The organism is Micromonospora sp. CA-269861, assembly GCF_050948505.1.
Lineage (GTDB): Bacteria > Actinomycetota > Actinomycetes > Mycobacteriales > Micromonosporaceae > Micromonospora.
In genome coordinates this window covers 522477-546192 of sequence record NZ_CP192014.1, presented here as the reverse complement: position 1 = coordinate 546192, position 23716 = coordinate 522477, and the positions used below count along the sequence as shown (strand labels likewise).

Below are 23716 nucleotides of genomic sequence, written 5' to 3'. Positions count from 1 at the left end.
TGTCCCTCCTGCACGGTACGGCTCTGCGCCGGGTCGGTCCGGTGCCGGCCAACAGCGGTGGTCCCAAGGAACCATCGTCGGCCCCTTATCGTAGGGAAGCCCGCGACGACACCTCGACCTGATCGTCGCGGATCCACCCCGCCGGAGGTTAGTCATGCGGACCCGCCGCGATCAGGTGCAGGCGTACCGCTTCGTCACCCGCCGCATCGTCTCTGCCTTGCTGTCGGGCGATCCGGAGACCACCAACCTGCCGATGCGCCGGCTCGGCATGGCCGTCTTCGGCAGTGTCCTCACCGCGGCCATCGTGCTCGGTGGTGTGGGTGCCTACGGTCAGTTGACCGGCGGCTCGGCGCCGCTCAACGACCAGACCCTGGTCATCGAACGGGAGACCGGCGCGACGTACGTGTTCATCGAGGGGAAGCTGCACCCGACGCTCAACTACACCTCGGCGCGCCTCATTGTGAACGATGCGAGTGCCGAGGTGCGCACGATGTCCCAGGCGTCGCTGCGGGACCGGCCCCGTGGTGTCACCGTCGGCATCGTCGGGGCCCCGGACGCCCTGCCGGACCGCAAGTCGCTGACCGGGCTGCCCTGGTCGGTCTGCGACGTTCCGGACCCGGTCGACCGGCAGCGGTCCAGCACCCGGCTGGTGATCGACCGGGAGCTGCCCGGCGGCACGCCGCTGGGCGATCGCGGGGTGCTGGTCTCGGTGGACGACCAGCGGTACCTGATCACCAACAACACCCGGCTCCAACTGCTCGACCCGTCCCGCACGATCACGGCGCTGCGGATGGCCGGCACCGAGCGGCTCCAGATCGGGCAGCAGCTGCTCAACGCCGTGCCGGCCGGGCCGCCGCTGCGCAGGCCGTCACTGACCGGTGAGGGCGAGCCCAGCAGCCGCAGGGTGGCGGGGCAGTCGTACGACGTCGGTTCGGTGTTCAAGGCCGCCGGGCGGCACTACGTGCTGACCCGGGACGCCCTCGTGTCGATCAGTGAGATCACCGCCTTGCTGCTCGTCAGCAACGGCGGTCGGATCACCGACATCACCCCGAATCAGGCCAGCGAGGCGTTCGAGGAGCGACGGATCGAGGCGGAGGGACTGCCCTCGACGATGCCCGCCCTCTACCCGGCCCAGCCCGGTCAGACCACCCTCTGCGCGACGTACCGGAAGGGCAGCGCGGGCGGCCCACCGACCACCACCCTGGAGATCTTCGACCGGGTGCCGGCCGAGTTGACCGACAGCGATCCGGGCCTCGTGCCGGTGCGCCAGACCCAGCGCGACGCCGTACGCACCGCCGAGGCGGTGCTGCTGCCCGGCGGCAAGGGTGTCATCGCGCAGGCCTCGCCCGGCGCCGGGACCAGCGGGTCCGGCGCCGCCGGCTCGACGATCTACCTGATCAGCCCGCAGGGCATCCGGTATCCGCTCGGTTCCGCGGCGACACTGGAGGTGCTCGGCTACGGCGGTGTCACCCCGCTGGCGGTGCCCGGCTCCCTGCTCGCGCTGATCCCGACCGGGCCGACTCTGGACCGCGAGGACGCGTTCGCCGTCTTCGCTCCGGACGGACCGGCACCGTCTGCGCAGCCCTCGGCCGCGCCGAGGTCAGGCTCACCATCGGCGGCTCCACCCTCGGGCTCGCCGTCCGTCGCGCGATCGTCGGGGTCGTCGTCAGCCGCCCCACCGTCGGGCTCGACACCGTCGAGTCCGGCCAGTGGCGCCACCTCCAGCGGAGGGGCCGGCGGCGGGGGGTCCACGGAATCGACCGACGCCGACGGCTGAGCAGCTTCGACGGGTCGCCCCGAGTCGCACTGGTGGACTAACCTGGATGTCGCTGACGGTTGTCAACCAGAACGACGGGGATGTTGCCATGGCCGGGCGTACGGAAGTCGACCTGTTGTCCCTTGAGGACTTCCACGAGCACCTGGCGTCGCGGTTGAGCCAGGCCGAGTCGGTGCTGCGCAAGCTCAACACCGACATGCAGTGCCGTCCTCCGGCGCTGGGCTCGTTCCTCGATGCCACCGACAATGCGCGTCGCTACAGCGAGGTCCACCAGTCCTACGTCGACCAGGCCGAACGGATCCGCCAGGCGGTGCTGGCGGCACAGCAGGCGACGAGCACGATCCTGAGCAACTACCGCACCGCCGAGGCGCGTAACGCGGCCAACGCCGACGACGTCACCGCCGCGCTGACCCCGGTCGACCGGGCGTTGCAGGCGAAGGAGGACGGGCGTGTCTGAATACACCCAGCGCTACCAGGGCCAGAGCCACCAGCAGCTGTACGACGGCCTGATGGCGGGCAAGCCGGAGCAGATCGAGGGCGTGGCCACCCAGTGGGCCGAGCTCAAGGGCATCCTCGACGGCCTCGGCCGGGAGCTGAGCGGCGACCTCGACAAACTCTCCAACACCTGGACGGGTTCGGCAGGTCGGGAGTTCCATCGGCGACTCAGCCTGATCGTCGCCCACAGCGACGCGTTGGGCGAAGGGATGGCCGACATCAAGCAGGGGTTGACCATGATGGCCGACCATTTGCGCGCCGCCCACAAGCAGGCCGAGAGCCCGGAGGAGACCGACGACAACGACAAGTTGATCGCCGGTGCGATCAAGGGTGGCGCCACCTTCGGTCTGACCGGTCTGATCACCGGCGGCATCGCGGGCCACCAGCAGGACAAGGCAGAGCAGGAGAAGGCCCACCAGCGGATGGTGAACCTGGTGGCCGATCTGGCCAGCAGTTACGACATGTCCGCCTACGACCGGGTGGTCGACCCGCCCCCGCCCGATCCGGATACTCCCAGCACCGCCAGGAAGGATCCGACGACGCCGCAGAGTGTCTCGGCCATCGCCAAGGTGACCGGCGGCCCCAACACCGGCACCGACACCGGGCGCACGGGTGACGCGACCATCTCGACGCCCGACCGCGTCAACCAACTGCCGGGCGACGGTTCGACCTCCGACGAGGTCGGCTCGGGCACCGGCGGCAGCGCGGCTGTCGTCACCGGCCCGATCGGCGCTGGCAGCGACCCCGCTGACCGTGGCACCTCCCTCGCCGGAGCGGACCCACTCGTCGGCGGCGCACTGCTCGGCGGGGGTGCCGCCGGGCTGGTCGGCCTGTCCGGGCCGGCTGGCGTGCCCTCCGGGGAAGCACCGGCCCCGGCCTGCTCTACGCAGCGCAGGGCGGGGCACCGGCCGGCGGGGTGTTGCGCAGCGGCGCGCTAGCGGGCTCGGGCAGCGCACCCCCACCTCGGCGCGACCGACCGGTGGTGCTGCGGCGCCGGCAGAGAACCGCGCCGCCAGCGGGGTCGGGCGCAGCATCGACGGCCAGCGCGGCGGGAGCGGCGGCCGTGCGGCAGTCACCGGTGGCAACGCCCGGCCGGGGTCCGGCGGCGGCCGTCCCGGTGTGCTCGGCGGGCAGGGTCGAGCGCAGGACGACGACTCCGACGAGCGGCTGACCTGGTTGACCGAGGACGAGATGGTGTGGCAGGGCGACGAGAAGGCTGGGCCGTCGGTGCTCGGCACCGGCGACTGACAACGGTCCCCGCCGGCAGGTCCACAGCACCGGCGGTGTTACCCGGACGATGTGCGGTGCCCCCGATCGGAGCTTCTCCGGCCGGGGGCACCACCGTTTTCGGGCTCCGATCGGCGGCGTCCACAGTGCGCATGGTGGTGGCGGTCACGCCAGCGTGGCCCGTCGCCGTGCTGCGGCTCGCCAGGACGGGCGATAGGTTGGTCGGGTGTCGTCCGCAGCGTCTGCCCGCCCAGCCCGGTGGGCTGTGCTGCGGTCACTGCGCGAACTGACCCGCCTGGCGATCACCGCGCTGGTGCTCGCGGTCGGCCTCGGTGCCGCTCTCGCCGCGACCGCACCGCCGGCCCCCACTTCTCTGCGGCCCAGTGCCGTGAGCAGCCGGGTGGCGAGTGTCCGCCCCGACGCCGGCCCGGCCATCGAGCGGGCCGTGCAGCCCGCCCTCGCCCCGCCTGCCGACACGGTCGACACCGCCACGGCGATCGGTCCGGTCACGGCGGGCCCGGTGCACGCGCGGACCATCGATCCCGGCCGTGGCACTCCTGCGCGACGCGGCCCGCCCGCCCGCTGAGCCAGGCCCGGCTGTCCCCGGGGCCCGGTCCCGGCTGATCCCGCACGGCATCTGAGTCGCCGTCGACGGGACGACCCCGCCACCGGGCCGACCGGTGCCGCCGCGCCCTCCTGCCGCCCGTCGATACCCGCCTTCGACCGCGAGGTGCTGATCATGCAAACCGTCCTCTCCGCCGTCCTGCCAGACCTCTCCCGGGCCGCCGTCATCTGGCTGAGCCTGCTCGGGGTGGTCGCCGTCGCTGTCTCCGCCCTCCTGCTGCGGCCCGGCCGTCTGCGCTTCGATCCGGGCGCCCGGATCCGCCGCGCGGCCATGCCGAGCCAACTTGAGCAGGCCCAGGAGGAGCGGGAGCAGAGCCGCTACGCGCAGGAGGTCGCGGTGGCCGCCGAGCGGGCGACCACCACCGTGCGGCGCCGCCGGGCGGAGTGGGTGGCCGCGCAGGAGGCGGTCGAAGCGGCCTGGCTGGCGTACGAGGCGGCCGAGGCTGGCGTGCGGCGGCTCGACGCGGCGGCCGCGATGCCGCTGCCGCACACCGCACGGACCCCCGCCGAGTACGCGGACCGCGAGCGCTATCTGCACCGGGCGGCGCTTGATGCGTACTGGCGGCGGGAGCTGTCGGTGGAGCAGCTCAGCGACGTCTTCGCGCACCGCGACGGCTGGGACCCACGACTGCACCCGGTCGAGCAGGAACTGGTGCTCCAGCGGGCGATCCGGGACAACCTGGCGGCCAGGCACGCCGCAGCCGGCGAGCGGGAGCAGGCCGCCTGGCGGGCCGCGGAGTTGGCGGTGGCCGCGGCTCGCAGTCTGCGCGAGGAGGCGCACGCCGCGACGGGACGACGGGTCGCCGAGTCGGCGTCGGTGCTGCCGCTGAGCGAGGTTGGCCGACCGCTGGGCGCGCAGACCCGGGAGAACGTCGAGCAGACCCGGGAGAACAAGGTGACCGCTCGCGGCCGTGCGACTGTGCCCGCGTTCTGAGCCGCACGCGGTCCTGTGGGTTAGCGTGACGGCATGTCCCGACAGGCGTGGGTCCTCGTGGTGGTCGCCAGCATCCTGGCACTCGCCACACTCGTCGGTGCCGTGGTGCTGGCGGTGCGGGTGGTGCGTACGCGGCGGCTGCTGACCGGGCTCGGCGCGGGTGGCAAGGTCGCCTTCTACGGGGCGCTGATCTACACGATCTTCCCGGTCGACGTTCTGCCGGACCCGATCTACCTGGATGACATGGGAGTCCTGACCGCCGCGCTGATCTACCTGACCCGGCTGGTGCACCAACGTCGGGCGGCGGGTCGCCAGTTGCCCGGCCAGCCGGACACCCCGCCGGAACGGGACCGGGTGCGCCGCCGCGTGCCATGATCGGAGTCGGTTCGGCGGACAGGGGACGGGCATGGCGGGCGATCATCGGTTGGACGTGCACGATGAGCGTGTTGTCACCTTCTGCGCAGAACGGCACCTCGCGACGTTGACCACCCTGCGGGCGGACGGCACCCCGCACGTCGTACCGGTCGGGGTGACTCTCGACCCGGCGGCCGGGCTGGCCCGGGTCATCACGTCAGGCGCCTCCCGCAAGGCCCGTCAGGTCGCGGCGGCCGGCGCGGCCGGCGCGGCGGTGGCCGTGTGCCACGTGGATGGCCGCCGCTGGTTGACCATCGAGGGTCGGGCGGTGCTGCGGTCGGATCCGGCCGCCGTCGCCGAGGCGGAGCGGCGGTACGCCGAGCGGTACCGGACACCACGCCCGAATCCGGAGCGCGTGGTCATCGAGATCACCGTGACCAGGCTGCTCGGGAGCCTCTGATCTGACCCGCGCGTCCCCGATGACCGGTTCGGCCGACACCGGGATGCCGCGCGTCACCGGTGCCCGCTGCCGGCGGAATTCTTGGCGGAGCAGAGCGGTTACGCCCTCGGTACGCCCCGGGCCGAGACCACCGATGGTCGGCCCCCGTGTTGCGCCGAGCGCCATTCCCGGTGCTGCCGCCCTCCGCCTGTCGGAGGCGCCAACCCCCGAACGGAGACTCGACCATGAACCCGATCGTCCAGAAGAGCGGTCTGTCCGTCGTCGGCCTGCTTGTCGCCGGCGGTTGCGCCCTCGGCCCGGCGGTGGCCGCGCAGGCCGCCCCGGCGCCTGCCGCCCCGGCCTCGTCGAACCAGACCGACCGGAACGCCGAGCGGATCCTCGGTGTCGACTACCAGGCCCAGCCGAACTTCTACTACTGCGGCCCGGCCGCGACCCGGATCGCGTTGTCCGCCCAGGGCAAGGCGCTCTCCCAGGACGAGGTGGCCCGCCTGCTCGGCACCACCGAGGCGGGTACCCCGTCGGCCCTGGACACCACCCGGGTGCTCAACGAACTGACCGGTGGCAAGTACCGGACCACCGAGATCCGTGACTCGGTGGCCCGCCCCGACCAGGTCGAGCAGTTGCGCCGCGACGTGCTGGCGGCGGTCGACGCCGGCCGACCGGTGGTGGCCAACATCAAGGGCACGACCGTGGACACCGACGGCAACCCACACTCGTACGAGGGCGGCCACTACCTGACCCTCGTCGGCTACCGCGACGGTGGTGACACGATCCGCGTCGCCGACCCGGCCGACCCGGCGCTGGGCGAGTACTGGATGAGCCTGCCGAAGGTCGCCAACTGGATCGCCGAGCGCGGCTACTCCTCCTGATCCTGACAGTTCACCGGGCCGGCCTCTCCCGTGCGGGGAGGCCGGCCCGACCGTCGTTACGGGTCCGGGCGGCGAGGTGCGCGCGTCGACGGGCTCGGGCGGCCCGCGTTGGTCGGGCCCGGTGCAGTTGTCGCCGTACCGGCGGCTGGATCTCCGCCTCGCCGGCACCGGCCGCCCGGCGCACGATCCGGTTGGCCTCCTCGGGTTCACAACCGGCCGCCCGGAGCAGGTCGCTGGCCGCCGTCCGCAGTCCGGTGACGAGGGATTCGCCGAACGAGCTGACCCCGCTCGCGGAGGCCCGCCCGGCCAACTCGGCGCACTGCTGGACCAACCGGCGGGTGCGCTGAGGGTCCTCACCGACCTTGCACTCCGTACGCATCGCCGCCACCGCCTGGCCCAATCGGCCCATCGCGTCCGGCAACTCCGGCGGGATCGGCTCGTCGTACTGCAGGGCGGTCGTCGACCAGCGGGCTATGGCACGGCTGTCCAGCAGCAACCGCTCCAGGTGATCCGCGCTGCGGGCGTAGCGGTGGTACTGCTGCCGGCGGTGCCAGCGCACGGGAGCGATTGTCACGACCTCATCCGCGCCACTCAGCGCATCGTGCAGGCGGCCCAGGTCGCCCTCGGTGGCCCGGAGCCGCTCCAGGACGCCCATGGTCCGGGTGCCGTCGCGCTCCCGCAACGCCTGTGCCAGTTCGGCGAGTTGCTCGCAGAGGATCTCGAAGATCGGCGCTGCGGCCCGGTCCAGCACCCGCAGCGGGTTGATCGGCAACAACAGCGCCACCACCACCAGGCCGACCGCCCCGCCGACGAGCGCGTCGAAGATCCTGGGCAACTCCAGGCCACGTTCCATCGGGGCCAGCGTGGCGATCAGCACGGCGGTACCGCCGGCCTGACCGACAAGCGCACCACCTCTTCCGGCCACCAGCAACGCGGCCGCGATGGCCAGCGCGACCACCGCACCGGTCTGCCACGGGCCCGAGCCGAGCACGAACCGCAGTGTGTCGCCGATGATGATGCCCAGGGCCACGCCGCCCAGCAGCTCGAAGGTGCGCCGGGCCCGCTGCCCGATGGCGGTGGCGATCGTTCCGACGGCGGCGGCGGGAGCGAAGACGTGCGCTCCGGGGCCGAGCAGGTTCTTGGCGAGCAGGGCGGCGATCGCCGCAGCCAGGCCGGCCTGGATGGAGATCACCAGGGTGACCTCCCACTGCCGGGCCCGGATCCGGCCGGCCTCTCCGCCCCGGTGCCGCACCTTCCGGATCGCCCGCTCGGCGGTCGCGTCGAGCCGCGACCGATCGCGGTCGGCGGGTGGGCGGTCGTCGGCCATGGCGGCGGTTACCCCAGCGGCGGCAGGGCAATCGCGCCGGCTCGGCACCACCGCCACCAGGCACCACAGGCACCATCAAACACATCGTCACCTGTAGGTTTGTGCAGCCCCGTGGGGGTACCAGAGCCACACACCTCCCACCGATCCGCAACCGGTAAGGGGCCGTGACATGACAATTCCACCGACCACCGACGACCACGATGCCGTCGACATCCTGGTCTCCGATCACCGCGAGATCGAGGCAGTCCTCGTCGGGCTGGCGACCCGGCAGGGCACCCCCGAGCACCGCCGGCACCTCGCCGACGTGGTGATCGCCGAACTCGTCCGCCACTCCGTGGCCGAGGAGGCGTACGTCTATCCGGTCGCCCGCAAGGCACTGCCCGACGGCGACGAGATCGCCGACCGCGAGATCGCTGAGCACGCCGACGCCACGCGGACCATGAAGGAGTTGGAGTCCGCCGACCCGTCCGACCCCCGCTTCGACGAGCTGCTCGCCCGGCTGACCAGCATCGTCCGGCACCACGTGGCGGAGCAGGAGAAGGAACTCTTTCCCCGGCTGCGCGCGGCGACGGCCCGGGAGGAGCTGGTCGAGGTTGCCGCCCGGGTGACGGCGATCAAGAAGATCGGGCCGACCCGGCCACATCCGGGGAGCCCGGAGCACCCGTCGGCGAACAAGCTGCTCGCCCCCGGCATCGGTCTGGTCGACCGGCTGCGCGACGCATTGAGCGGCCGGCCCACCTCAATGGACGAGCTACGCGACAAGCAACAGCGCTGACCCGCGCACCACTCCCGGGTCGCCGACGGCTCGGCGGCCCGGGAGAAGCGTGACGTCTCAGCGAACCTGGTCGCCCTCACCAGTGCGCGCCTGGGCCTGGTCCACACCCTTGTCGATCTGATCGCCGTACTTGCCGCCGGTGCGCTTGTCAGCCATGTCGCCAGCCTTCTCCGCACCCTTGTCGATCTGCTTGTCATGCTTGTCCGCGACGTTCTTGGCCTTGTCCATGAAGTCACCCACGACGTTCCTCCCCAGTCCGGTCCGTCCTCTTCGCGTTCCCCCAGCCCCACAGAGCAAACGCCGCCGTGCTGGATGCGATTCGCGAACACCCACCCGCGTCGCTCCGGCCGGCGTACGATCCGCGCGGGCGACGGCCAGCGATTCGGGTGTCGCGGCACGACCGACCGGGTACCGACCTCGTCGAGATCGAGGAGGACCGACATGGCCGCAGAGGAACCCGGACCGACAGGCAGCCCCGGACCGCGCCAGACCTGGGCGGCGCTGCCCTGGCTGGTCCGAACCGCGGTGTTGTGGAGCGCCTGCCTGGTGGTGATCGCCGCAGGGCTCTACCTGCTGGGCCGGATCGCCGTCCTGTTGGCGCCGCTGGCCATCGCGCTGGCCGCCACCATCTTCCTCACCGCGCTGCTCGACCCGGTCCTGCTCCTGCTGCGCCGGCTGCGCCTGCCGGCGGCACTGGCCGCGCTCTGCACCGTACTGCTGCTGCTCGGCATCCTGGTCGGCGTCGGCGCCCTGGTATGGAACCTGACCGCCAGCCAGTTCGACCAGCTCAGCCAGGAGCTGACGCAGGGGGTCGAACGCAGCCGGGACTTCGTCACGTCCACGCTGCCGGTGACCGATGCACAGCTGGACCGGCTGGTCGACCAGGCCCGGGAGGGGCTCAGTGGCAGCTCGCCGGACCCGGTCGCCGGTGCCCGGACCGCCACTGAGGTGTTCGGCTCCGCGCTGCTGGCACTGGTGCTGCTCTTCTTCCTGCTCAAGGATGGCCGGTCGATGTGGCACTGGGTGCTGTCCCGGGTTTCCGGCCCGAATCAGCCCGTGCTGGCCGAGGCCGGCCGGAACGGTTGGCGGACGTTGGGCGCGTACAGCCGGGGCACCATGTTCATCGCCGCGATCGACGCGCTGGGCATCGGGCTGGCTCTCGTGGTGCTGCGGGTGCCACTCGCCCTGCCACTGGCGTTGATCACGTTCCTGGGCGGCTTCGTGCCGATCATCGGGGCGACGGTGGCCGGCGCGGTGGCGGTGCTTGTGGCGCTGGCCGCGAACGGTCCCACCACAGCGCTGCTCACCCTCGCGGCGGTGATCGCCGTACAGCAGATCGAGGGCAACCTGCTGGAGCCGCTGGTCATGAAGCGGCAGGTCCGACTGCATCCGGCGGTGATCCTGGTGGCGGTCACCGCGGGCACACTGATCGCAGGCATCGCCGGCGCCTTCGTCAGCGTCCCGATCACCGCCGTCCTCTGGCGCGTCATCGACACCGTCCAACAGCGCCGTTCGGCCTCGGCCCTCCTGCCGGCGGACTGATCACCGGCTGAGGTGCGTGGTGAACCAGGTGCCGGCCTGGTCGGCGACCTGCTCCAGGGTGCCGGGCTCCTCGAAGAGATGGGTCGCACCGGGAATCACCCGCAGTTGGCCGACCTCCCCCAGCTCGGCCAGCGCCCGCTCGTTGAGCGTGATCACCTCTTCGTCCAGCCCACCCACCAGCAACAACGTCGGTGTACGCACCTGCGCCAGCGCGTCCTCGGCCAGGTCCGGCCGACCACCTCGACTGACCACGGCACCCACCCGATCGGCCCGGGACGACGCCGCGACCAGGGCAGCGGCAGCCCCCGTGCTGGCACCGAACAGGCCGATCGGCACGTCACCGGCAGGACGCTCGGCGGCCAGCCAGTCGACGATCCCGGCCAGCCGGCTGGCCAGCAGCCCGATGTCGAAGCGCAGTTCGGCGGTTCGTGCGTCCACCTCGTCCTCGGCCGGGCTGAGCAGGTCCGCCAGCACCGTGCCGAGCCCACTGTCGTTGAGCGTCCGGGCCACCGCCACGTTGCGCGGGCTGTGCCGGGAACTGCCGCTGCCGTGCGCGAACAGCACCACGCCAACCGACTGGGCGGGCAGCGTCAGGTCGGCGGGGAGCTGGACGTCCCCGATCGGAATCGTCACAGTGCCGCGCTTCTCGTCCATGCCCCACCTCCGCGTGCTCGCCGGTGGTCCGGGTACCCCGCCCGCCGCGCGGCACGCACGTCGAGCGCCGCGTCTCCCGGGCAGTCGGGGCGCCGCCGGGCCGCGTTTGCCCGATCAGGCGTCGGGTACGCGACGAACGACCGCAGACCGTGTCGGCGCAACCGCGCCCCGACGGATCGCGAGGATCGCCATGGCCAAGCAGCAGATCTCCCGGCAGCAGCAGCTGACCGAGCGGACCCAGCGTGAACAGGATGCCGAGCGCAACCAGGACCTCGGGGACCAGGATTTCGGGGACCAGGCCGCCTCGGCCCGGCTGCCCGACGATCCGAAGGCAGCGGCGCCCCGCGACGCGATCGGACGCCCGTCGACCGGCGAGCCGGTCTGAACCACCCGGATCGGCGAGCCGGTCTGACCTACCCAGACCGGCGAGCCGGTCTGACCACCGGCGTGGGCGGGCGGGGCGGGAACACTCCCGCCCCGCCCGTCACGTGTCGCGTTCGGGCAACCGCAGCAGCGGAGACCGGCCGGGTGGCTGCTCGGGCGGTGGGCCGGACGGCTCGGCCTGCGGCACCGGCACCGTCACCGGCTCGTCGCAGGTCACCCGCAGCATCTGGTCGTGGTGGCGCAGCTCCACCACGTCGTCCGGGCCACCGTGGCGCAACGAGTACGTCGTCTGGTGCGGCCGGACATCGACCCGCAGCGCCAGCCCCCGCCACTGCAGCGAGAACTCCAACCGGCTGAGCCGGCTGGAGAGCCGGGGCGCGAAGGACAGCTCGCCGTCGTGGTCCCGCAGACCGCCGAAGCCGCTGACCAGGGCGAGCCACGCGCCGGCCAACGACGCCATGTGTACGCCGTCGCGGGTGTTCTCGTTGAGGTCGTGCAGGTCCATGAGAGCGGCCTCACGCAGGTAGGTGTGCGCGAGTTCCGGGTGGCCCACCTCGGCGGCCAGCACGGACTGGGTGCAGGCCGACAACGACGAGTCGCGCACGGTGCGGCGCTCGTAGTAGAGGAAGTTGCGCACCTTCTCCTCGGGGGTGAAGGCGTCCCCCCGCCAGTGCATGGCGAGGACCAGGTCGGCCTGCTTCACCACCTGCTTGCGGTACAGCTCGAAGTACGGGTAGTGCAGCAGCAACGGGTACTTCTCCGCCGGGGTGTGCGTGAAGTCCCATTCCTGGAGCCGGGTGAAGCCCTCCACCTGCTGGTGAACGTCGAGTTCGTCGTCGTACGGGACGTGCATGGAGGTGGCGGCGTCCCGCCAGCTCGCGGCCTCCTCGTCGGTGACCCCGAGGTGGAACGCCTCGTCCCGGTAGCGCATGACCACGTCGGCGGCGGCGAGCAGGTTCCGCTGCGCCATCAGGTTGGTGTAGACGTTGTCGTTCTTCACCGCTGTGTACTCGTCCGGGCCGGTGACACCATCGATGTGGAACTGTCCGTGCCGGTCGTGGTGGCCGATCGAGCGCCACAGCCGGGCGGTCTCCACAAGCAGTTCCAGCCCGATCTCCCGTTCCAGCTGGGTGTCCCCGGTGACCATCACATAGCGACGCAGGGCGTCGGCGATGTCGGCGGCGATGTGGAAGGCAGCGGTGCCGGCCGGCCAGTATCCGGAGGATTCCGGACCTTCGATGGTCCGCCAGGGGAAGGCGGCGCCCCGGAGGTTGAGCGTCTCGGCACGTTCCCTGGCCGAATCCAGCGTGCTGTGCCGCCACTGCAACGCGCTGCGCACCGCGCTCGGCTGGGTGTACGTGAGCACCGGCAGGACGAACATCTCGGTGTCCCAGAAGGCGTGACCGTCGTAGCCGGGGCCGGTCAGCCCCTTCGCCGAGATCGGCCGCTGCTCGGCCCGCGCGCCGGCCTGCAACACGTGGAAGAGACCGAACCGGACCGCCTGCTGCACCTCCGGGTCGCCCTCGACCAGCACGTCGGAGGCGTCCCAGAACGCGTCGAGGTAGTTGCGCTGCTCCCGGTGGAGCCCGTCCCACCCGTCGAGTCGGGCGCCGGCCAGTGCCGCGCCGACCTGGTCGCGCAGCGCCGGCAGGGACCGGCGGCTCGACCAGCTGTACGTCAGATACTTGATCACCCGCAGCTTCTCGCCGGGCTTGAGCACGCAGGCGATGGTGGTGCGCACCCAGTCCTGGTACCCCTCGGACTCGATCGTGGTGTGGTCCGGGCCGTGCACCTCGTGCTCCATGGCGGCGGCGACCCGCAGACCGGAGACCTTGGTGCGGTGGATGAGCTGCCCGCCGTCGGGGGTGGTCAGCTCCTCCTCGGCCTGAAGCGGCGACTCCAGCACCGCCGCGACCCGGGGGTCCTTGCTCTGCGCGGGCAGCGACTCGTTGGCCACCAACTCGGACTGCACGATGAGCCGCAGTGGGCGGTCGACAGCCTCCACCTCGTAGCTGATGGCGGCCACGGACCGCTGGGTGAACGAGACGAGGCGGGTGCTGCGGACCTTGACCTCCCGGCCGGCCGGCGAACGCCAGTGCAGTTCCCGGTGCAGCGTGCCGGCCCGCAGGTCGAGGATCCGCTCGTGGGCGAGCAGCTCTCCGTACCGCACGTCGAGCGGTTCGTCGTCGACCAGCAGCCGGATCAGCTTGCCGTTCGTGACGTTGACGATGGTCTGCCCGGACTCGGGGAAGCCGTAGCCCGCCTCCGCGTACGGCAGTGGACGCAGCTCATAGAACGAGTTGAGGTAGGTGCCGGGCAGGCCGTGCGGCTCACCCTCGTCGAGGTTGCCCCGCAGGCCGACGTGCCCGTTGGAGAGCGCGAAGACCGACTCGGACTGGGCCAGCACGTCCATGTCCAGCCGGGTCTCCCGGACGTGCCACGGCTCGACCGGATAGGCGCGCTCGCGAATCATGGGGAGCCTCTTTCGGCGGCGAGCGGGTCGGTCGCGGTGCGGGTCGGCGCTTGCGGGTCGGCGGCGTCGATCAGGTCGGCGAGGTCCGTGACCACGATGTCGGCGCCGTGGGCGAGCAACTCGTCGGCCTGCCCGACCCGGTCGACGCCGACCACGTAGCCGAAGCCACCGGCGCGGCCAGCAGCCACCCCGGAGAGCGCGTCCTCGAAGACTGCGGCCTGCGTCGGGTCGACGCCGAGCAGTTTGGCCCCGGCCAGGAAGGTGTCGGGGTGCGGTTTGCCGCGCAACCCGTCAGCACGGGCGACCAGCCCGTCCACCCGGGCCTCCAGCAGCGGCTCGAAACCGGCGGCGGCGACCACCTCGCCGCCGTTCGCGCTCGCGGTGACCACGGCTCGGCGGAGCCCGGCGGCGGTAGCCGCCTCCAGGTACCGCACCGAACCGGGGTAGACCTCCACGCCTGCGGTACGCAGACGGTGCAGCAGCAGGACGTTCTTGCGGTTGCCGAGGCCGTTGACCGTCTCGGCCTCCGGCGGGTCGTCCGGGCTGCCCTCGGGCAGCACGATCCCACGGGAGGCGAGGAACGACCGCACGCCGTCCGCCCGGGGCCGGCCGTCGACATAGTGGTTGTAGTCCGGGCCCGGATCGAACGGTTGGAACGGTTCGCCGGTAACCGTGGCGCGCTGGCGGAGGAACTCGTCGAACGTCTGTGTCCAGGCGGCGTTGTGCACGCTGGCGGTCTGCGTCAGCACACCGTCCAGATCGAAGAGACAGGCGGTCACGTGAGCAGGTAGGCCCAGCACGGTACGAATCTATCCACCCTGCTGGGCCCGCAAACCCGTTTCCGCCGCCCCGAGGCGGTTCAGTTCGGTCGCAACGTCCAGATCACCGTCATTTCCGAGGTCGGCCTGCCGTCCTCGGTGGCGATCTCCACCGCGACGGGGAATTCCGGGCGTCGACCGGCCTTCAACTCCTCGATCACCTCGACCGGCGGCCGGCCGAGTCGCGCGGTGGCCAGCACCGGACCCATGGCGAGTTTCCGGTAGGCGATCTCGGCCCGGACGGCCAACGGCACGGCCCGGTCGAGCAGCTGCCCGAAGGCCGCCAGCACGACCGCGCCGGACGCCGTCTCGCCGAGGGTGAACATGGCGCCGGCGTGCGGCCCGCCAATGTGATTGTGGGTGGCCGGCGAGTCGGGCAACCGGACGACTGCCCGCACGCCACCCTCTGCCTCGGGTGCCACCTCGACGAACTCAATACCGAGCGTTCGAGCGAACGGCACCGCTTCGAGCATGCCGGCCGCCACCTGGCGGGAGTCGATAGTCATGGCCTGACGTTACTAACCGGTAACCAGGCCGGCAACCAGCGACTTCTGCCGAGGCGGGCACGCTCAGAGGTTGGCGATGGTGCGGAGGATCTCCGCGTAGAAGTTGCCGTCGATGCTGCGGAAGAAGGCGAAGTCCTGGCCCGGGTCGCCGAAGAACGGCCGCAGCGTCCAGGCCAGTTGGGTGCCGACGAAACCGAAGAGCAGGATCCAGATGTAGAGCAGGGTCATGCTGGCCGGCCGCTGCGTCGGCTCCCCGCGTCGGACGGGCGGGTTGTTCCACGGGCGCTGCGCCACGTAGCCGGGCGGCAGCATGCCCGGCGGGAACGAGGCACCGGCCGGCTGCCCGGGCCACTGCGTCGGAACCTGAGCCGGGACCTGGGCCGGGGCTGGCGCGGTGGTCACGGCACCGTTCGACGTCGACTCGGCCACCGCGGCCCCGGCCGGGGCGGCGACCGGCTCGGCACCCTGACCGGCGGCCGGCGCGGCGGCCGGGGTCGCCCCGGCGGGCACCGCGGCCGGCACGGCCTGGACCGGCGCCGGTGCGCTGACCTCGTCGACCTTCGCGTTGGCGGCCTCCGGCGCGAGCAGGCCGTGGTCGTTGAGCACCTGCATCCCGCTGGTCAGGAAGCGCAACCCGACGAGCGCCGACAGGGTCAGGATCGCCACGTTGAGCAGCTTGAAGAACCCGTAGTCGTTCGCGGTAATGAGGAAGAAGAGGCTGATCGGCGCGAACGCCACCGCGAGCATCGAGGTGACCGTGATCGCCACCATGACCAGCGCCAACGACTGCCGCACCGAGAGGCGGGCGCCGAAGACCAGATTGAACAGGTAGAGCGTGGGCAGGCAGATGGCCAGCGTGACCAGGAACAGCAGTGGCAGCTTCAGCGCCGAGGTCACCGCCATCAGCGGGCTGTGGAAGAAGCCCAGCACCGCCCCGTAGCAGGCCAACGCGATGGCGGAGCTGGCCAGCATCCGCCCGGTCAGAGCATTGAGGTCACGCTCGGCCACGATCTGCTGCCAGATGCCCTGGCGATCCCGCAGGATGCGCTCGATGACGAGCGGGCTGGGACGGTCACCCGACACGGGTGCACCCCTCTCGGTGGTCTTTCACAGTGGACTGGGTGGGCAGACGGTAGGACACCGGGTGGTGAGCCCGCCACCCCGCTCCGGCACGTCGTCAGCGCCAACCCACGTCGATCCGGTCGCCCCGCTCATCGAAGAAGTGCAGCGCGTCCATCCGTACCGAGACGGCGAGCGGGTGACCGGCGCTGACCGCCGGGTACGGCGCCAGCCGCACCGCCAGCTCCGCCGGGCGTCGGTGGTGCCGGCCCGGATCGGGGAGCACGCTGGTCTGGACGCCGCTGACCGGCGCGTCCTGCGTCTCCACCGGCTTGCCGGTGAGCCGCTGCATCACCGAACCGAACCGGCGCAGGCCGCGCTGGCCGACCGGCGGCGTTTCGAGCGGCGCGCCCATCTCGTCGACCACGATCGCGGTCGCGCCGATGTCGAGGAACGCCAACGACTCGTGTCCGTGATGCTCCAGGTAGCGGATCCGCCCGCGCAGCACGTCGCCGGGGCTGTCCGGTGCGACCGGGGTGAGCGCCTCGGCCCGCATGCCGACCACGATCCGCTCACCGTGGTAGTGCGCCACCGCCCGACTGCGGATGTCGTTCCAGGGCAGGTAGAGCGACTGGTCACCGAGGTTGAGCGTGACGTACCGGTCGAGGTGGACGTAGACCGACGCCTCCAGCAGGTTCATCCGTGGGCTGCCCAGGAACGCCGCCACGTAGAGCGTCGCCGGCCGGCCGTACACCTGGGTCGGTGTGCCCACGTCCTGCAGCACGCCGCGGCGCATGATGGCCACCCGGTCGGCCATGGTGAGCGCCTCGGCCTGGTCGTGCGTGACGTAGACGGTGGTGACGCCCAGCTCCCGGGTCAGGCCCGAGATCTCCGCGCGCAGCTCGGCACGGAGGCCGCTGTCCAGGTTCGACAACGGCTCGTCCATCAGGAACAGGCCGGGCCGGCGGACGATCGCCCGGCCCATCGCCACCCGCTGCCGCTGCCCGCCGGAGAGTTGACCCGGCTTGCGGGCCAGCACGTCACCGATGCCCAGCGCGCTCGCCACGTCACTGACCCGCTCGCCCCTCGGCTCGGGCTCGATCCCGGCCAGCCGCAGCGGAAACGCGATGTTGTCGCCGACTGTCATGTGCGGGTAGAGGGCGAAGTCCTGGAAGACCATGGCGATCTTGCGGTCGCGTGGGGGCAGATCGTTCGCCAACTCCCCGTCGAGCATGACCGCGCCGGTGGTCGGATCCTCCAAGCCGGCGATCATTCGCAGCACTGTCGACTTGCCGCACCCGGACGGCCCAAGCAGCACCATGAACTCGCCGTCGTTCACATCGAGGTTGATGCTGTCGACGGCGAGCGTGCCGTCCCGGAAAACCTTGGTCACATCCTTGAGCGTGACGGTGCTCACCGTCTTCCCCCTCAGCGCGTCGGCCGAACCCCACAAGACTGTGACCAGGATCATGGGTTTGTGACATCGGGTAAACGTCTCATGTTCGATCGATGACGCTGCTATTACACGACAGAAGACCCGATCAGCAGCGTGTGGACCGCTCGCCCGGCTCCCCGAGGAACACCTGGCGCACCACCCGCTCCGCCGCCCGACCGTCGTCCATCGTGCAGAACCGGGCCCGGAAATGCTCGCGAGCCTTGGCCGCCGCGTCCGAGCGCACCGCGTCGGTGCGGAACAGGTCGAGCAGGTCGGCGAAGGTGGAGGCAACAGCGCCCGGCGGCTCGGCAGTGACGTCGAAGTAGACCCCCCGGGCCAGCCGGTACGCCTCCCAGTCCGGGGTGTAGAGCACGATCGGCCGGTCCAGCACCGCATAGTCGAACATGGCCGACGAGTAGTCGGTGACCAGCACGTCCGCCACCAGGTAGAGATCCTCCACCCGCTGATGGCCGCTGACGTCGCGAACCCGCTCCCAGTCTGTCGGCTGGCCGGGCCGTCGGTCCCGGTCGTGGAAGTAGTGGCTGCGCATCAGCAACCGGCCCGAGTCACCAAGCGCCTGGACGAACCGGTCCGGGTCGAACGGCGGCCGGTAACCGGGCAGGTGCTCGCGGTGCGTCGGGGCGTACAGGACCACACGCTCGTCGGGGTCGAGGCCGAACTCCGCGCGGAGCCGGCGTACCTCGTCCGGACCGGCCGTGACCAGCCGGTCGTTGCGCGGGTACCCCACCTCCAGGGTCGTGTACGTGGCCGGGTACGCCCGGTCCCACATCTGGGTGGAGAAGCTGTTGGCGCTGACGCTGTAGTCCCAGCGGTCCACCCGGCGCAGCAGCCCGGCGAAGTCCATCCGGCCCGCGCCGATCGGGTAGCGCTGCTGATCCAGCCCCATCACCTTGACCGGCGTGCCGTGGTGGGTCTGCACGTGCACCTGCTCCGGTCGCTTGCGGACGAAGTCCGGGAAGTTGACGTTGTTGACCAGCCACCGGGCGCGGGCGAGCACCCGGTAGTACGCGGGCGTGCCGGCCACCACGTACTCCACCCCGGCCGGCACGGCGTCCACCCGGTCCCGGCGTACGACCCACACCCCGCGCACCCCCGGCGCCAACCGGCGGGCCACCTCGTAGATGGCCGCCGGGTTGCAGGAGTATCCCCGGTACCAGTACGCGGCGTACACCGCCAGCGTCGGGTCGACCGGCCGCCGCAACTCGGCCCGGTAGTACTCGCGCATGAGCCCGTCGCGGGTCAGCCGGGCGCCGCGTCGGGCGACCGGGCCGACCCTGCGCCGAGCGGTGCGGGCCTGCCGGCGGGCGGCGTCGCGCGCCCGGCTGGCGGCCCGCAACGCGCTGAAGGTGCGCCACCGACCGGACGCGACGAGCTTGTGCTTGACCCCCTCGACCCCGTCCGGCACCGGATAGCCGCCGGGCGGCAGCCAGCGCTCGTAGTCGGCGGTGATCTGCGCGAAGAACGCCTCCCGCAGCTCCGGGGCGATCCGCTGACCGTTGCCCAGCACGGTCAGGTAGTGCCAGATCATCCGTTCGAAGACCACCGGCCGCAGGGCCTCCGTCGCCGACCCCCACGAATCCATCAGGTGGAAGACCCGGTGCCACTGCGGGAAGACCTCGAAGTGCCGGTCACCCCGGGTCTTTGTGATCGCGCCGGCGCGGCGTTGCCGGTAGTTGACGCAGACCCGATCGAGTACGCCGATCCGCTGCGCGGCCATCAGCACCGGATAGCTGAACGAGACGTCCTCGTACCAGCCGGGCGCGAAGCGCAGCCCCAGGTCGACGAGGAACTCCCGACGGACCAGCCGGTTCCACGCGGTGTGCAGCAGGTGCATCGCCTGCGGCCGCTCCCGCAACCGGAAGGTGCCCGGGCCCGGCGACTCCGGAAACACCTCGGCCAGGGCGCTGCGGGTGGCGGTGTCGTTCCAGTGGGTGCGGACGTGGTCCACGAGCAGGACGTCCGGGCGGGTGACCCGCAACCGCTCGGCCACCTCGGTCAGGCACTCCGGAGCCAGCCAGTCGTCGCCGTCGAGGAACCACACGTACTCACCGACGGCCCGGTCCAGCCCGATGTTCCGGGCCGGACCGAGGCCGACGTTCTCCTGCAACCGAACCGAGCGGACCCGCTGGTCGCGGACCGCGTACTCGTCGATGATGTCGCCGCTGGCGTCCGGCGAGCAGTCGTCGACGGCGATCACCTCGATGTCGGTCTCCGGCTGACCGAGGATGGAGTCCAGGCATTCCCGCAGGTATCCCTGCACCCGGAAGGCCGGCACCACGAAGCTGATCAGGGTCATCCGGCCGTCCCTCCGTCAGCGCGGCGCGGCACCTCCAGCGCCCGCCGGCGCCACCGACGCCCGCGCGCTACCGGCCGGTCGCACGAACCAGGCCAGGACGACGCTCACCACGAAAACCACGAGAAGGTACGCACCGAGTGTAGCCAGTCCGATACCCGCAATACCGGCGATCGCGGCGAGGGCCAACAGCGCCGAGCGCCCCTCCCAGCCCAGCGTCGCCGCGTGCAGAGGCGGTGCCACCTGCCGCTTCTCCAGCCGGGCGGTCAGGTCGTAGTGGTGCACGGTGAGCACGAAGACGTACCCGAAGATCAGCCAGCCGGGTGCCGCACCGACCACCCCGACCGCGATGGCGAAGAGATACTCGGCGGCCCGCAACGCCGCGGGCACCAGCCAGTCCAGCGGACCGTTGTGCGCCGCCCCGGCGCCCAGCCCGCCGACGAGCAGCACCAGCAGCGCCACCGGCACCGCCCACCGCAGCCCCTCGGGCGCGTCACTCAGCAACGCCCCGACCAGCAGCGCCGCCGGGCCGAGCGCGGCGATCACCGCCAGGGTCAGCGGCCCCATCGGGCGGAACACCGGCAACCAGCGGGCCAACGGCCCGTCGTCGCGGTGCAGGGTGGCGTCGACCGTGTCCAGCACCGGCACCCACATCCAGCGGGCCCGCAGCGTCCGCAGAGCCCCGGTGTACGCGAACGCCAGCACACCCCAGACCAGCACTGCGATCAGGCTGACCAGCGGGTTGAACAGCGCCACGGTCAACGCGATCAACGCCCACCGCTCACCGATCGGGAAGACCACTGTCCGCTTCAGCCAGTACGACACCGACCCGGTGTCCGCCTGCACCCGGGTCGACGCCGCGTTCAGCCGGTCACCGATCCCGCCGCTGGCGTTCGTCGCCGTACGCGGTCGACGGGCCGCCTCGTCGTGCAGCACCCCGTACCAGGTGTCGGTCATGTGCCGGACGGTCTGCAACGTCATGGCGGCGACCGCGAGCGCCCACCCGTTGCCCAGACCGGCGTGGCTCACCCCGAAGCCCAGACCGGCGTAGACCAGGTACTCCTTGGCGCGGTCCGCCATCGTGTCCAGCCAGCCACCCCAGGCGCTGAAGTGCCGGGTGTAGCGGGCCAACTGGCCGTCCACGCAGTCCAGCACGAAGCCGAGGTAGAGCAGCACCGCGCCACCGACCAGCGCGGGTCGCCCACCGACCCCGAACAGCACCGCCGCGCCCAGCGCGAAGAGCACCGAGATCACCGTCACCCCGGTCGGGGTGAGCCGGAGCCGGGCCGAGAGCCGGACCACGTACGGCGACCAGGTGCTGACGAAGTAGGTGGAGAAGAAGTCGTCCTTCTCCTTCACCGACAGCCGCAGCTCGGCCCGGTCCTCGTCGACGGCGGTCACCGCCGCCTCGGCAGCGGTCAGCCCGGGCGTGTCCTCGACCCGGTGGGCGACGAGCAGGCGTACCCGCTGGGCGAAGATCAGGGTGCCGAGCGCCGCGAGGCCCGCGAAGAGCCGGTCCACGGCGGACCCGGGGCCGCCGGCCGCGACCGACCCCCGGACCCGACCCCGCCGGTCGCCGGCAGCGGCGAGACGTCGCCGGCCGGGCCGATCGGGGCGGCGACCGGGAGCATCCCGGACGCGGCGGCCCGGGCGGCGGCCGCGAGGGTCGGCAGGTCATCCACGCCGACCCGCAGCGCGCCGCCGAACACGCCTGTGGCGTCCCCGTCGAGGGCGTCCAACGCGCCGGCGTCGACCACCTGGCCGCGCTCCTCCCGCACGGCGGTCCGACCGGGCACCGGCGGGTCGCCGAGCACAAGCGCCACCGTGGGCCCCACCGGGCTGGTGGCCAGGTGCCGCAGCACTGCGGTGTGCGCCACCAGGTCCGTGCCGGTGATCAGCACCGGGGCGGTCGCCGTGGCGACCAGGTCGGTCAGCTCGTCCAGGTTGGCGGCGAAGCGCACCTCGTCCGCCCCGGCCAGGCGCAACTGGGCGGCCAGGCGGTCGGCCAGCGGCTCACCGGTCGCCGTGGTCAGGCCCGCCGCGGGCGTCCCGGCGGCGAGCACTATCGCGAGCGTCACCGCGGGACCGCGGCGTGGTACGCGTCGAGCGCCTCGGCGATGGTGCCGTCGAGCGTCAACCGGCCCGCGTCGAGGTACAACCCCCGACGGCAGAACCGGGTCAGGTCCTTTTCGTTGTGTGACACCAGCACCAGCGTGCGCCCCTCCCCGAGCAGACGATCAATAGTCGCGTAACACTTCTTGCGGAACTCCGCGTCCCCGACCGCGGTCACCTCGTCCATCAGCAGGATCGGGTGCGGCAGGTGCGAGATGATCGCGAAGCCCAGCCGCACCTTCATTCCCGACGAGTAGTGCCGCACCGACGTGTCGATGGCCCGTTCCACCTGCTCACCGGCGAACTCGACGATCTCGTCGAAGTGCCGCTTCAGGTAGCCCGTCGACAGCCCGTGCAGCCCACCGACCAGGTGCAGGTTCTCCCGCCCGGTCAGGTCGTTGGAGAAACCGGCGGACAACTCCAGCAACGGCGCCACAGCGCCGTGCACCCGGATGTCACCCTCGTCCGGAATGAGCACCCCGGCGATCAGCCGCAGCAGGGTGCTCTTACCGGTGCCGTTGCGCCCGATCACCCCGACGGTCTCGCCCGGCTCCACGGTGAACGACACGTCCCGCAGCGGCCAGAACTGGCCGGGCAGCGCACCACGGGCACCCCGGTGGATGAACAACTCGCGCAGCCGCAGTTGGCGGCGTCGGTTGCGGACGAACCGGATGCCCAGGCCGTCCGCCTCGATGATCGGCGCGGCCATGTCAGAGCTCCTTGAGCACGGCGGGCTCCAACCGGCGGAACGACCACCAACCGGCGGCCAGCACCAGCAGGCTTCCGGCGATCGTGGTGGCGAGCAGCCGGGCGTCCGGGAACTCGTCCGGGTACCAGATCGCGTGGTGCAGCTGGAAGATCCCGACCAGCGGGTTCAGCTCGTACACCACCTTCAACCAGCCGGGCAGCCCGGACTCCCGGACCAGGCTGAGCGGGTAGATGATCGGCGTGGCGTAGAAGAGAACCCGGATGATCAGCCGCATCAGCCGCTCCACGTCGCGCATCAGCACGTTCCACGCGGACAGCAGCAGGGCGAGCCCGGTCAGCAGGACGGCCTGGACGGCCACCGCCAGCGGCAGGGAGAGCAGCGACCAGCCGGGGTGGATCCGACCATGCACCGCGTAGATCACCGCGATGGCGATCAGGATCGGCAGGCCGGCCGCGTACTCGGCGAACCGGCCGGTGACCCGGCCGATCGGAAAGACCTGACGCGGCACGTTCATCGTGGTGATCAGCCGGGACTGGCCGGTCAGCGCGTTCGTCGCCTCACTCAGCGCCGAGCTGGTCCACATCCAGGCGAAGATGCCGGTGATCAGGAACAACGGGTACGACCCGGCCGCCTCACCGAGGTGCCGACCGGTGTCCCGGGAGTAGAGCACCCCGAACACGAACCAGTAGATGGCGCCCATGCCGAGCGGCTCGATCAACGACCAGAAGTAGCCAAGCACCGACTGCTGGTACTTCACCGCCAGGTCCCGCCTGACCAGGATGCGCAGCGAGTTGCGGTGCGACCACAACGCCGCGACGCCAGAGGTCACCGCAGCCTCCCGCCTCCTGAAACGGACGACAGGTTAGCA

Annotated in this window: 23 protein-coding genes and 1 pseudogene; 12 read left to right on the top strand and 12 right to left on the bottom strand. The window is 71.7% G+C overall.

From position 1 onward, the window contains the following. Positions 1-154: 154 nt before the first annotated feature. The 9 genes from eccB (at position 155) to ACQP0U_RS02550 (ending at position 6740) form a co-directional block, all read left to right on the top strand. Positions 155-1777: a type VII secretion protein EccB gene (gene eccB, locus ACQP0U_RS02590; RefSeq protein ID WP_433315416.1), complete on the top strand. Its 1623-nt coding sequence runs from the start codon at positions 155-157 to the stop codon at positions 1775-1777. A gap of 46 nt (positions 1778-1823) precedes the next feature. Next, complete coding sequence (locus ACQP0U_RS02585; protein WP_433315414.1) at positions 1824-2234, top strand: hypothetical protein; 411 nt, start codon at positions 1824-1826, stop codon at positions 2232-2234. After that, the gene (locus ACQP0U_RS02580) at positions 2227-3210 is read left to right on the top strand and encodes a WXG100 family type VII secretion target (RefSeq protein WP_433315412.1); all 984 of its coding nucleotides are present in this window, start codon (positions 2227-2229) and stop codon (positions 3208-3210) included. Before ACQP0U_RS02585 ends, ACQP0U_RS02580 begins: the two co-directional genes overlap by 8 nt. A 181-nt stretch (positions 3211-3391) precedes the next feature. After that, complete coding sequence (locus ACQP0U_RS02575) at positions 3392-3520, top strand: hypothetical protein (protein WP_433315411.1); 129 nt, start codon at positions 3392-3394, stop codon at positions 3518-3520. Positions 3521-3725: 205 nt separating this feature from the next. Then, the gene (locus ACQP0U_RS02570) at positions 3726-4085 is read left to right on the top strand and encodes a hypothetical protein (RefSeq protein ID WP_433315409.1); all 360 of its coding nucleotides are present in this window, start codon (positions 3726-3728) and stop codon (positions 4083-4085) included. A gap of 153 nt (positions 4086-4238) precedes the next feature. Next, complete coding sequence (locus ACQP0U_RS02565; protein ID WP_433315408.1) at positions 4239-5057, top strand: hypothetical protein; 819 nt, start codon at positions 4239-4241, stop codon at positions 5055-5057. A gap of 33 nt (positions 5058-5090) precedes the next feature. Further along, a complete protein-coding gene (locus ACQP0U_RS02560; RefSeq protein WP_433315406.1) occupies positions 5091-5432 on the top strand; it encodes a hypothetical protein in 342 nt (113 codons plus the stop codon). A gap of 31 nt (positions 5433-5463) precedes the next feature. Next, positions 5464-5871 carry a pyridoxamine 5'-phosphate oxidase family protein gene (locus tag ACQP0U_RS02555; RefSeq protein ID WP_433315404.1) on the top strand — a complete coding sequence of 136 codons (408 nt, stop codon included), beginning with the start codon at positions 5464-5466 and terminating at the stop codon, positions 5869-5871. 224 nt (positions 5872-6095) lie between these two features. Beyond that, positions 6096-6740, top strand: a complete 645-nt coding sequence (locus tag ACQP0U_RS02550; RefSeq protein WP_433315402.1) for a C39 family peptidase — start codon at positions 6096-6098, stop codon at positions 6738-6740. A 10-nt stretch (positions 6741-6750) separates the two neighbouring features. On the opposite strand, the gene ACQP0U_RS02545 is transcribed toward ACQP0U_RS02550, so the two are convergent. After that, entirely contained in the window at positions 6751-8067 is a 1317-nt protein-coding gene (locus tag ACQP0U_RS02545) for an FUSC family protein (protein ID WP_433315401.1), read from the bottom strand. A 169-nt stretch (positions 8068-8236) separates the two neighbouring features. Between ACQP0U_RS02545 and ACQP0U_RS02540 the strand changes: the two genes are divergently transcribed. Further along, positions 8237-8842 (top strand): hemerythrin domain-containing protein, encoded by a 606-nt coding sequence (locus ACQP0U_RS02540; protein WP_433315400.1) that lies wholly within the window; start codon positions 8237-8239, stop codon positions 8840-8842. A 57-nt stretch (positions 8843-8899) separates the two neighbouring features. Here ACQP0U_RS02540 and ACQP0U_RS02535 read toward each other — a convergent pair whose 3' ends face one another. After that, positions 8900-9082, bottom strand: coding sequence for an antitoxin (locus ACQP0U_RS02535; protein ID WP_433315398.1), 183 nt, complete (start codon positions 9080-9082; stop codon positions 8900-8902). A 201-nt stretch (positions 9083-9283) separates the two neighbouring features. Between ACQP0U_RS02535 and ACQP0U_RS02530 the strand changes: the two genes are divergently transcribed. After that, positions 9284-10384, top strand: coding sequence for an AI-2E family transporter (locus ACQP0U_RS02530; RefSeq protein ID WP_433315396.1), 1101 nt, complete (start codon positions 9284-9286; stop codon positions 10382-10384). Here the strand turns inward: ACQP0U_RS02530 and ACQP0U_RS02525 are convergent, their stop codons facing one another. Next, positions 10385-11038: a dienelactone hydrolase family protein gene (locus ACQP0U_RS02525; protein ID WP_433315394.1), complete on the bottom strand. Its 654-nt coding sequence runs from the start codon at positions 11036-11038 to the stop codon at positions 10385-10387. 190 nt (positions 11039-11228) lie between these two features. Here ACQP0U_RS02525 and ACQP0U_RS02520 point away from each other — a divergent pair, with 190 nt between their 5' ends. After that, positions 11229-11423, top strand: a complete 195-nt coding sequence (locus tag ACQP0U_RS02520; protein WP_433315392.1) for a hypothetical protein — start codon at positions 11229-11231, stop codon at positions 11421-11423. A gap of 99 nt (positions 11424-11522) precedes the next feature. Here the strand turns inward: ACQP0U_RS02520 and ACQP0U_RS02515 are convergent, their stop codons facing one another. The 9 genes and pseudogenes from ACQP0U_RS02515 to ACQP0U_RS02475 all read right to left on the bottom strand — a co-directional run bounded on the left by ACQP0U_RS02515 (position 11523) and on the right by ACQP0U_RS02475 (position 23677). Beyond that, positions 11523-13895, bottom strand: coding sequence for a glycoside hydrolase family 65 protein (locus ACQP0U_RS02515; protein WP_433315390.1), 2373 nt, complete (start codon positions 13893-13895; stop codon positions 11523-11525). After that, positions 13892-14695: an HAD family hydrolase gene (locus ACQP0U_RS02510; protein WP_433315388.1), complete on the bottom strand. Its 804-nt coding sequence runs from the start codon at positions 14693-14695 to the stop codon at positions 13892-13894. The genes ACQP0U_RS02515 and ACQP0U_RS02510 overlap by 4 nt, the downstream gene beginning before the upstream one ends. A gap of 59 nt (positions 14696-14754) precedes the next feature. Further along, positions 14755-15219: a DUF4442 domain-containing protein gene (locus ACQP0U_RS02505; RefSeq protein WP_433315386.1), complete on the bottom strand. Its 465-nt coding sequence runs from the start codon at positions 15217-15219 to the stop codon at positions 14755-14757. A gap of 63 nt (positions 15220-15282) precedes the next feature. Beyond that, a complete protein-coding gene (locus ACQP0U_RS02500; RefSeq protein WP_433315384.1) occupies positions 15283-16302 on the bottom strand; it encodes a hypothetical protein in 1020 nt (339 codons plus the stop codon). A 94-nt stretch (positions 16303-16396) separates the two neighbouring features. Further along, on the bottom strand, positions 16397-17695 hold the full coding sequence (locus tag ACQP0U_RS02495; RefSeq protein ID WP_433315382.1) for an ABC transporter ATP-binding protein: 1299 nt from the start codon (positions 17693-17695) through the stop codon (positions 16397-16399). 124 nt (positions 17696-17819) lie between these two features. Then, positions 17820-20030 (bottom strand): bifunctional glycosyltransferase/CDP-glycerol:glycerophosphate glycerophosphotransferase, encoded by a 2211-nt coding sequence (locus ACQP0U_RS02490; RefSeq protein WP_433315380.1) that lies wholly within the window; start codon positions 20028-20030, stop codon positions 17820-17822. A 15-nt stretch (positions 20031-20045) separates the two neighbouring features. Then, positions 20046-22105 (bottom strand): annotated as a pseudogene (locus ACQP0U_RS02485) (DUF5941 domain-containing protein). Then, entirely contained in the window at positions 22102-22848 is a 747-nt protein-coding gene (locus tag ACQP0U_RS02480; RefSeq protein ID WP_433315378.1) for an ABC transporter ATP-binding protein, read from the bottom strand. The pseudogene ACQP0U_RS02485 and the gene ACQP0U_RS02480 overlap by 4 nt, the downstream one beginning before the upstream one ends. 1 nt (position 22849) lies before the next feature. After that, positions 22850-23677 carry an ABC transporter permease gene (locus ACQP0U_RS02475; protein ID WP_433315376.1) on the bottom strand — a complete coding sequence of 276 codons (828 nt, stop codon included), beginning with the start codon at positions 23675-23677 and terminating at the stop codon, positions 22850-22852. Positions 23678-23716 lie beyond the last annotated feature (39 nt).

Coding starts and splice junctions, on each gene's coding strand:
- ACQP0U_RS02520 (WP_433315392.1), top strand. CDS start 11,229: ATGGCCAAGCAGCAGATCTCCCGGCAGCAGCAGCTGACCGAGCGGACC.
- ACQP0U_RS02550 (WP_433315402.1), top strand. CDS start 6,096: ATGAACCCGATCGTCCAGAAGAGCGGTCTGTCCGTCGTCGGCCTGCTT.
- ACQP0U_RS02565 (WP_433315408.1), top strand. CDS start 4,239: ATGCAAACCGTCCTCTCCGCCGTCCTGCCAGACCTCTCCCGGGCCGCC.
- ACQP0U_RS02490 (WP_433315380.1), bottom strand. CDS start 20,030: ATGACCCTGATCAGCTTCGTGGTGCCGGCCTTCCGGGTGCAGGGATAC.
- ACQP0U_RS02540 (WP_433315400.1), top strand. CDS start 8,237: ATGACAATTCCACCGACCACCGACGACCACGATGCCGTCGACATCCTG.
- ACQP0U_RS02530 (WP_433315396.1), top strand. CDS start 9,284: ATGGCCGCAGAGGAACCCGGACCGACAGGCAGCCCCGGACCGCGCCAG.
- ACQP0U_RS02505 (WP_433315386.1), bottom strand. CDS start 15,219: ATGACTATCGACTCCCGCCAGGTGGCGGCCGGCATGCTCGAAGCGGTG.
- ACQP0U_RS02525 (WP_433315394.1), bottom strand. CDS start 11,038: ATGGACGAGAAGCGCGGCACTGTGACGATTCCGATCGGGGACGTCCAG.
- ACQP0U_RS02560 (WP_433315406.1), top strand. CDS start 5,091: ATGTCCCGACAGGCGTGGGTCCTCGTGGTGGTCGCCAGCATCCTGGCA.
- ACQP0U_RS02515 (WP_433315390.1), bottom strand. CDS start 13,895: ATGATTCGCGAGCGCGCCTATCCGGTCGAGCCGTGGCACGTCCGGGAG.
- eccB (WP_433315416.1), top strand. CDS start 155: ATGCGGACCCGCCGCGATCAGGTGCAGGCGTACCGCTTCGTCACCCGC.
- ACQP0U_RS02545 (WP_433315401.1), bottom strand. CDS start 8,067: ATGGCCGACGACCGCCCACCCGCCGACCGCGATCGGTCGCGGCTCGAC.
- ACQP0U_RS02555 (WP_433315404.1), top strand. CDS start 5,464: ATGGCGGGCGATCATCGGTTGGACGTGCACGATGAGCGTGTTGTCACC.
- ACQP0U_RS02480 (WP_433315378.1), bottom strand. CDS start 22,848: ATGGCCGCGCCGATCATCGAGGCGGACGGCCTGGGCATCCGGTTCGTC.
- ACQP0U_RS02585 (WP_433315414.1), top strand. CDS start 1,824: ATGTCGCTGACGGTTGTCAACCAGAACGACGGGGATGTTGCCATGGCC.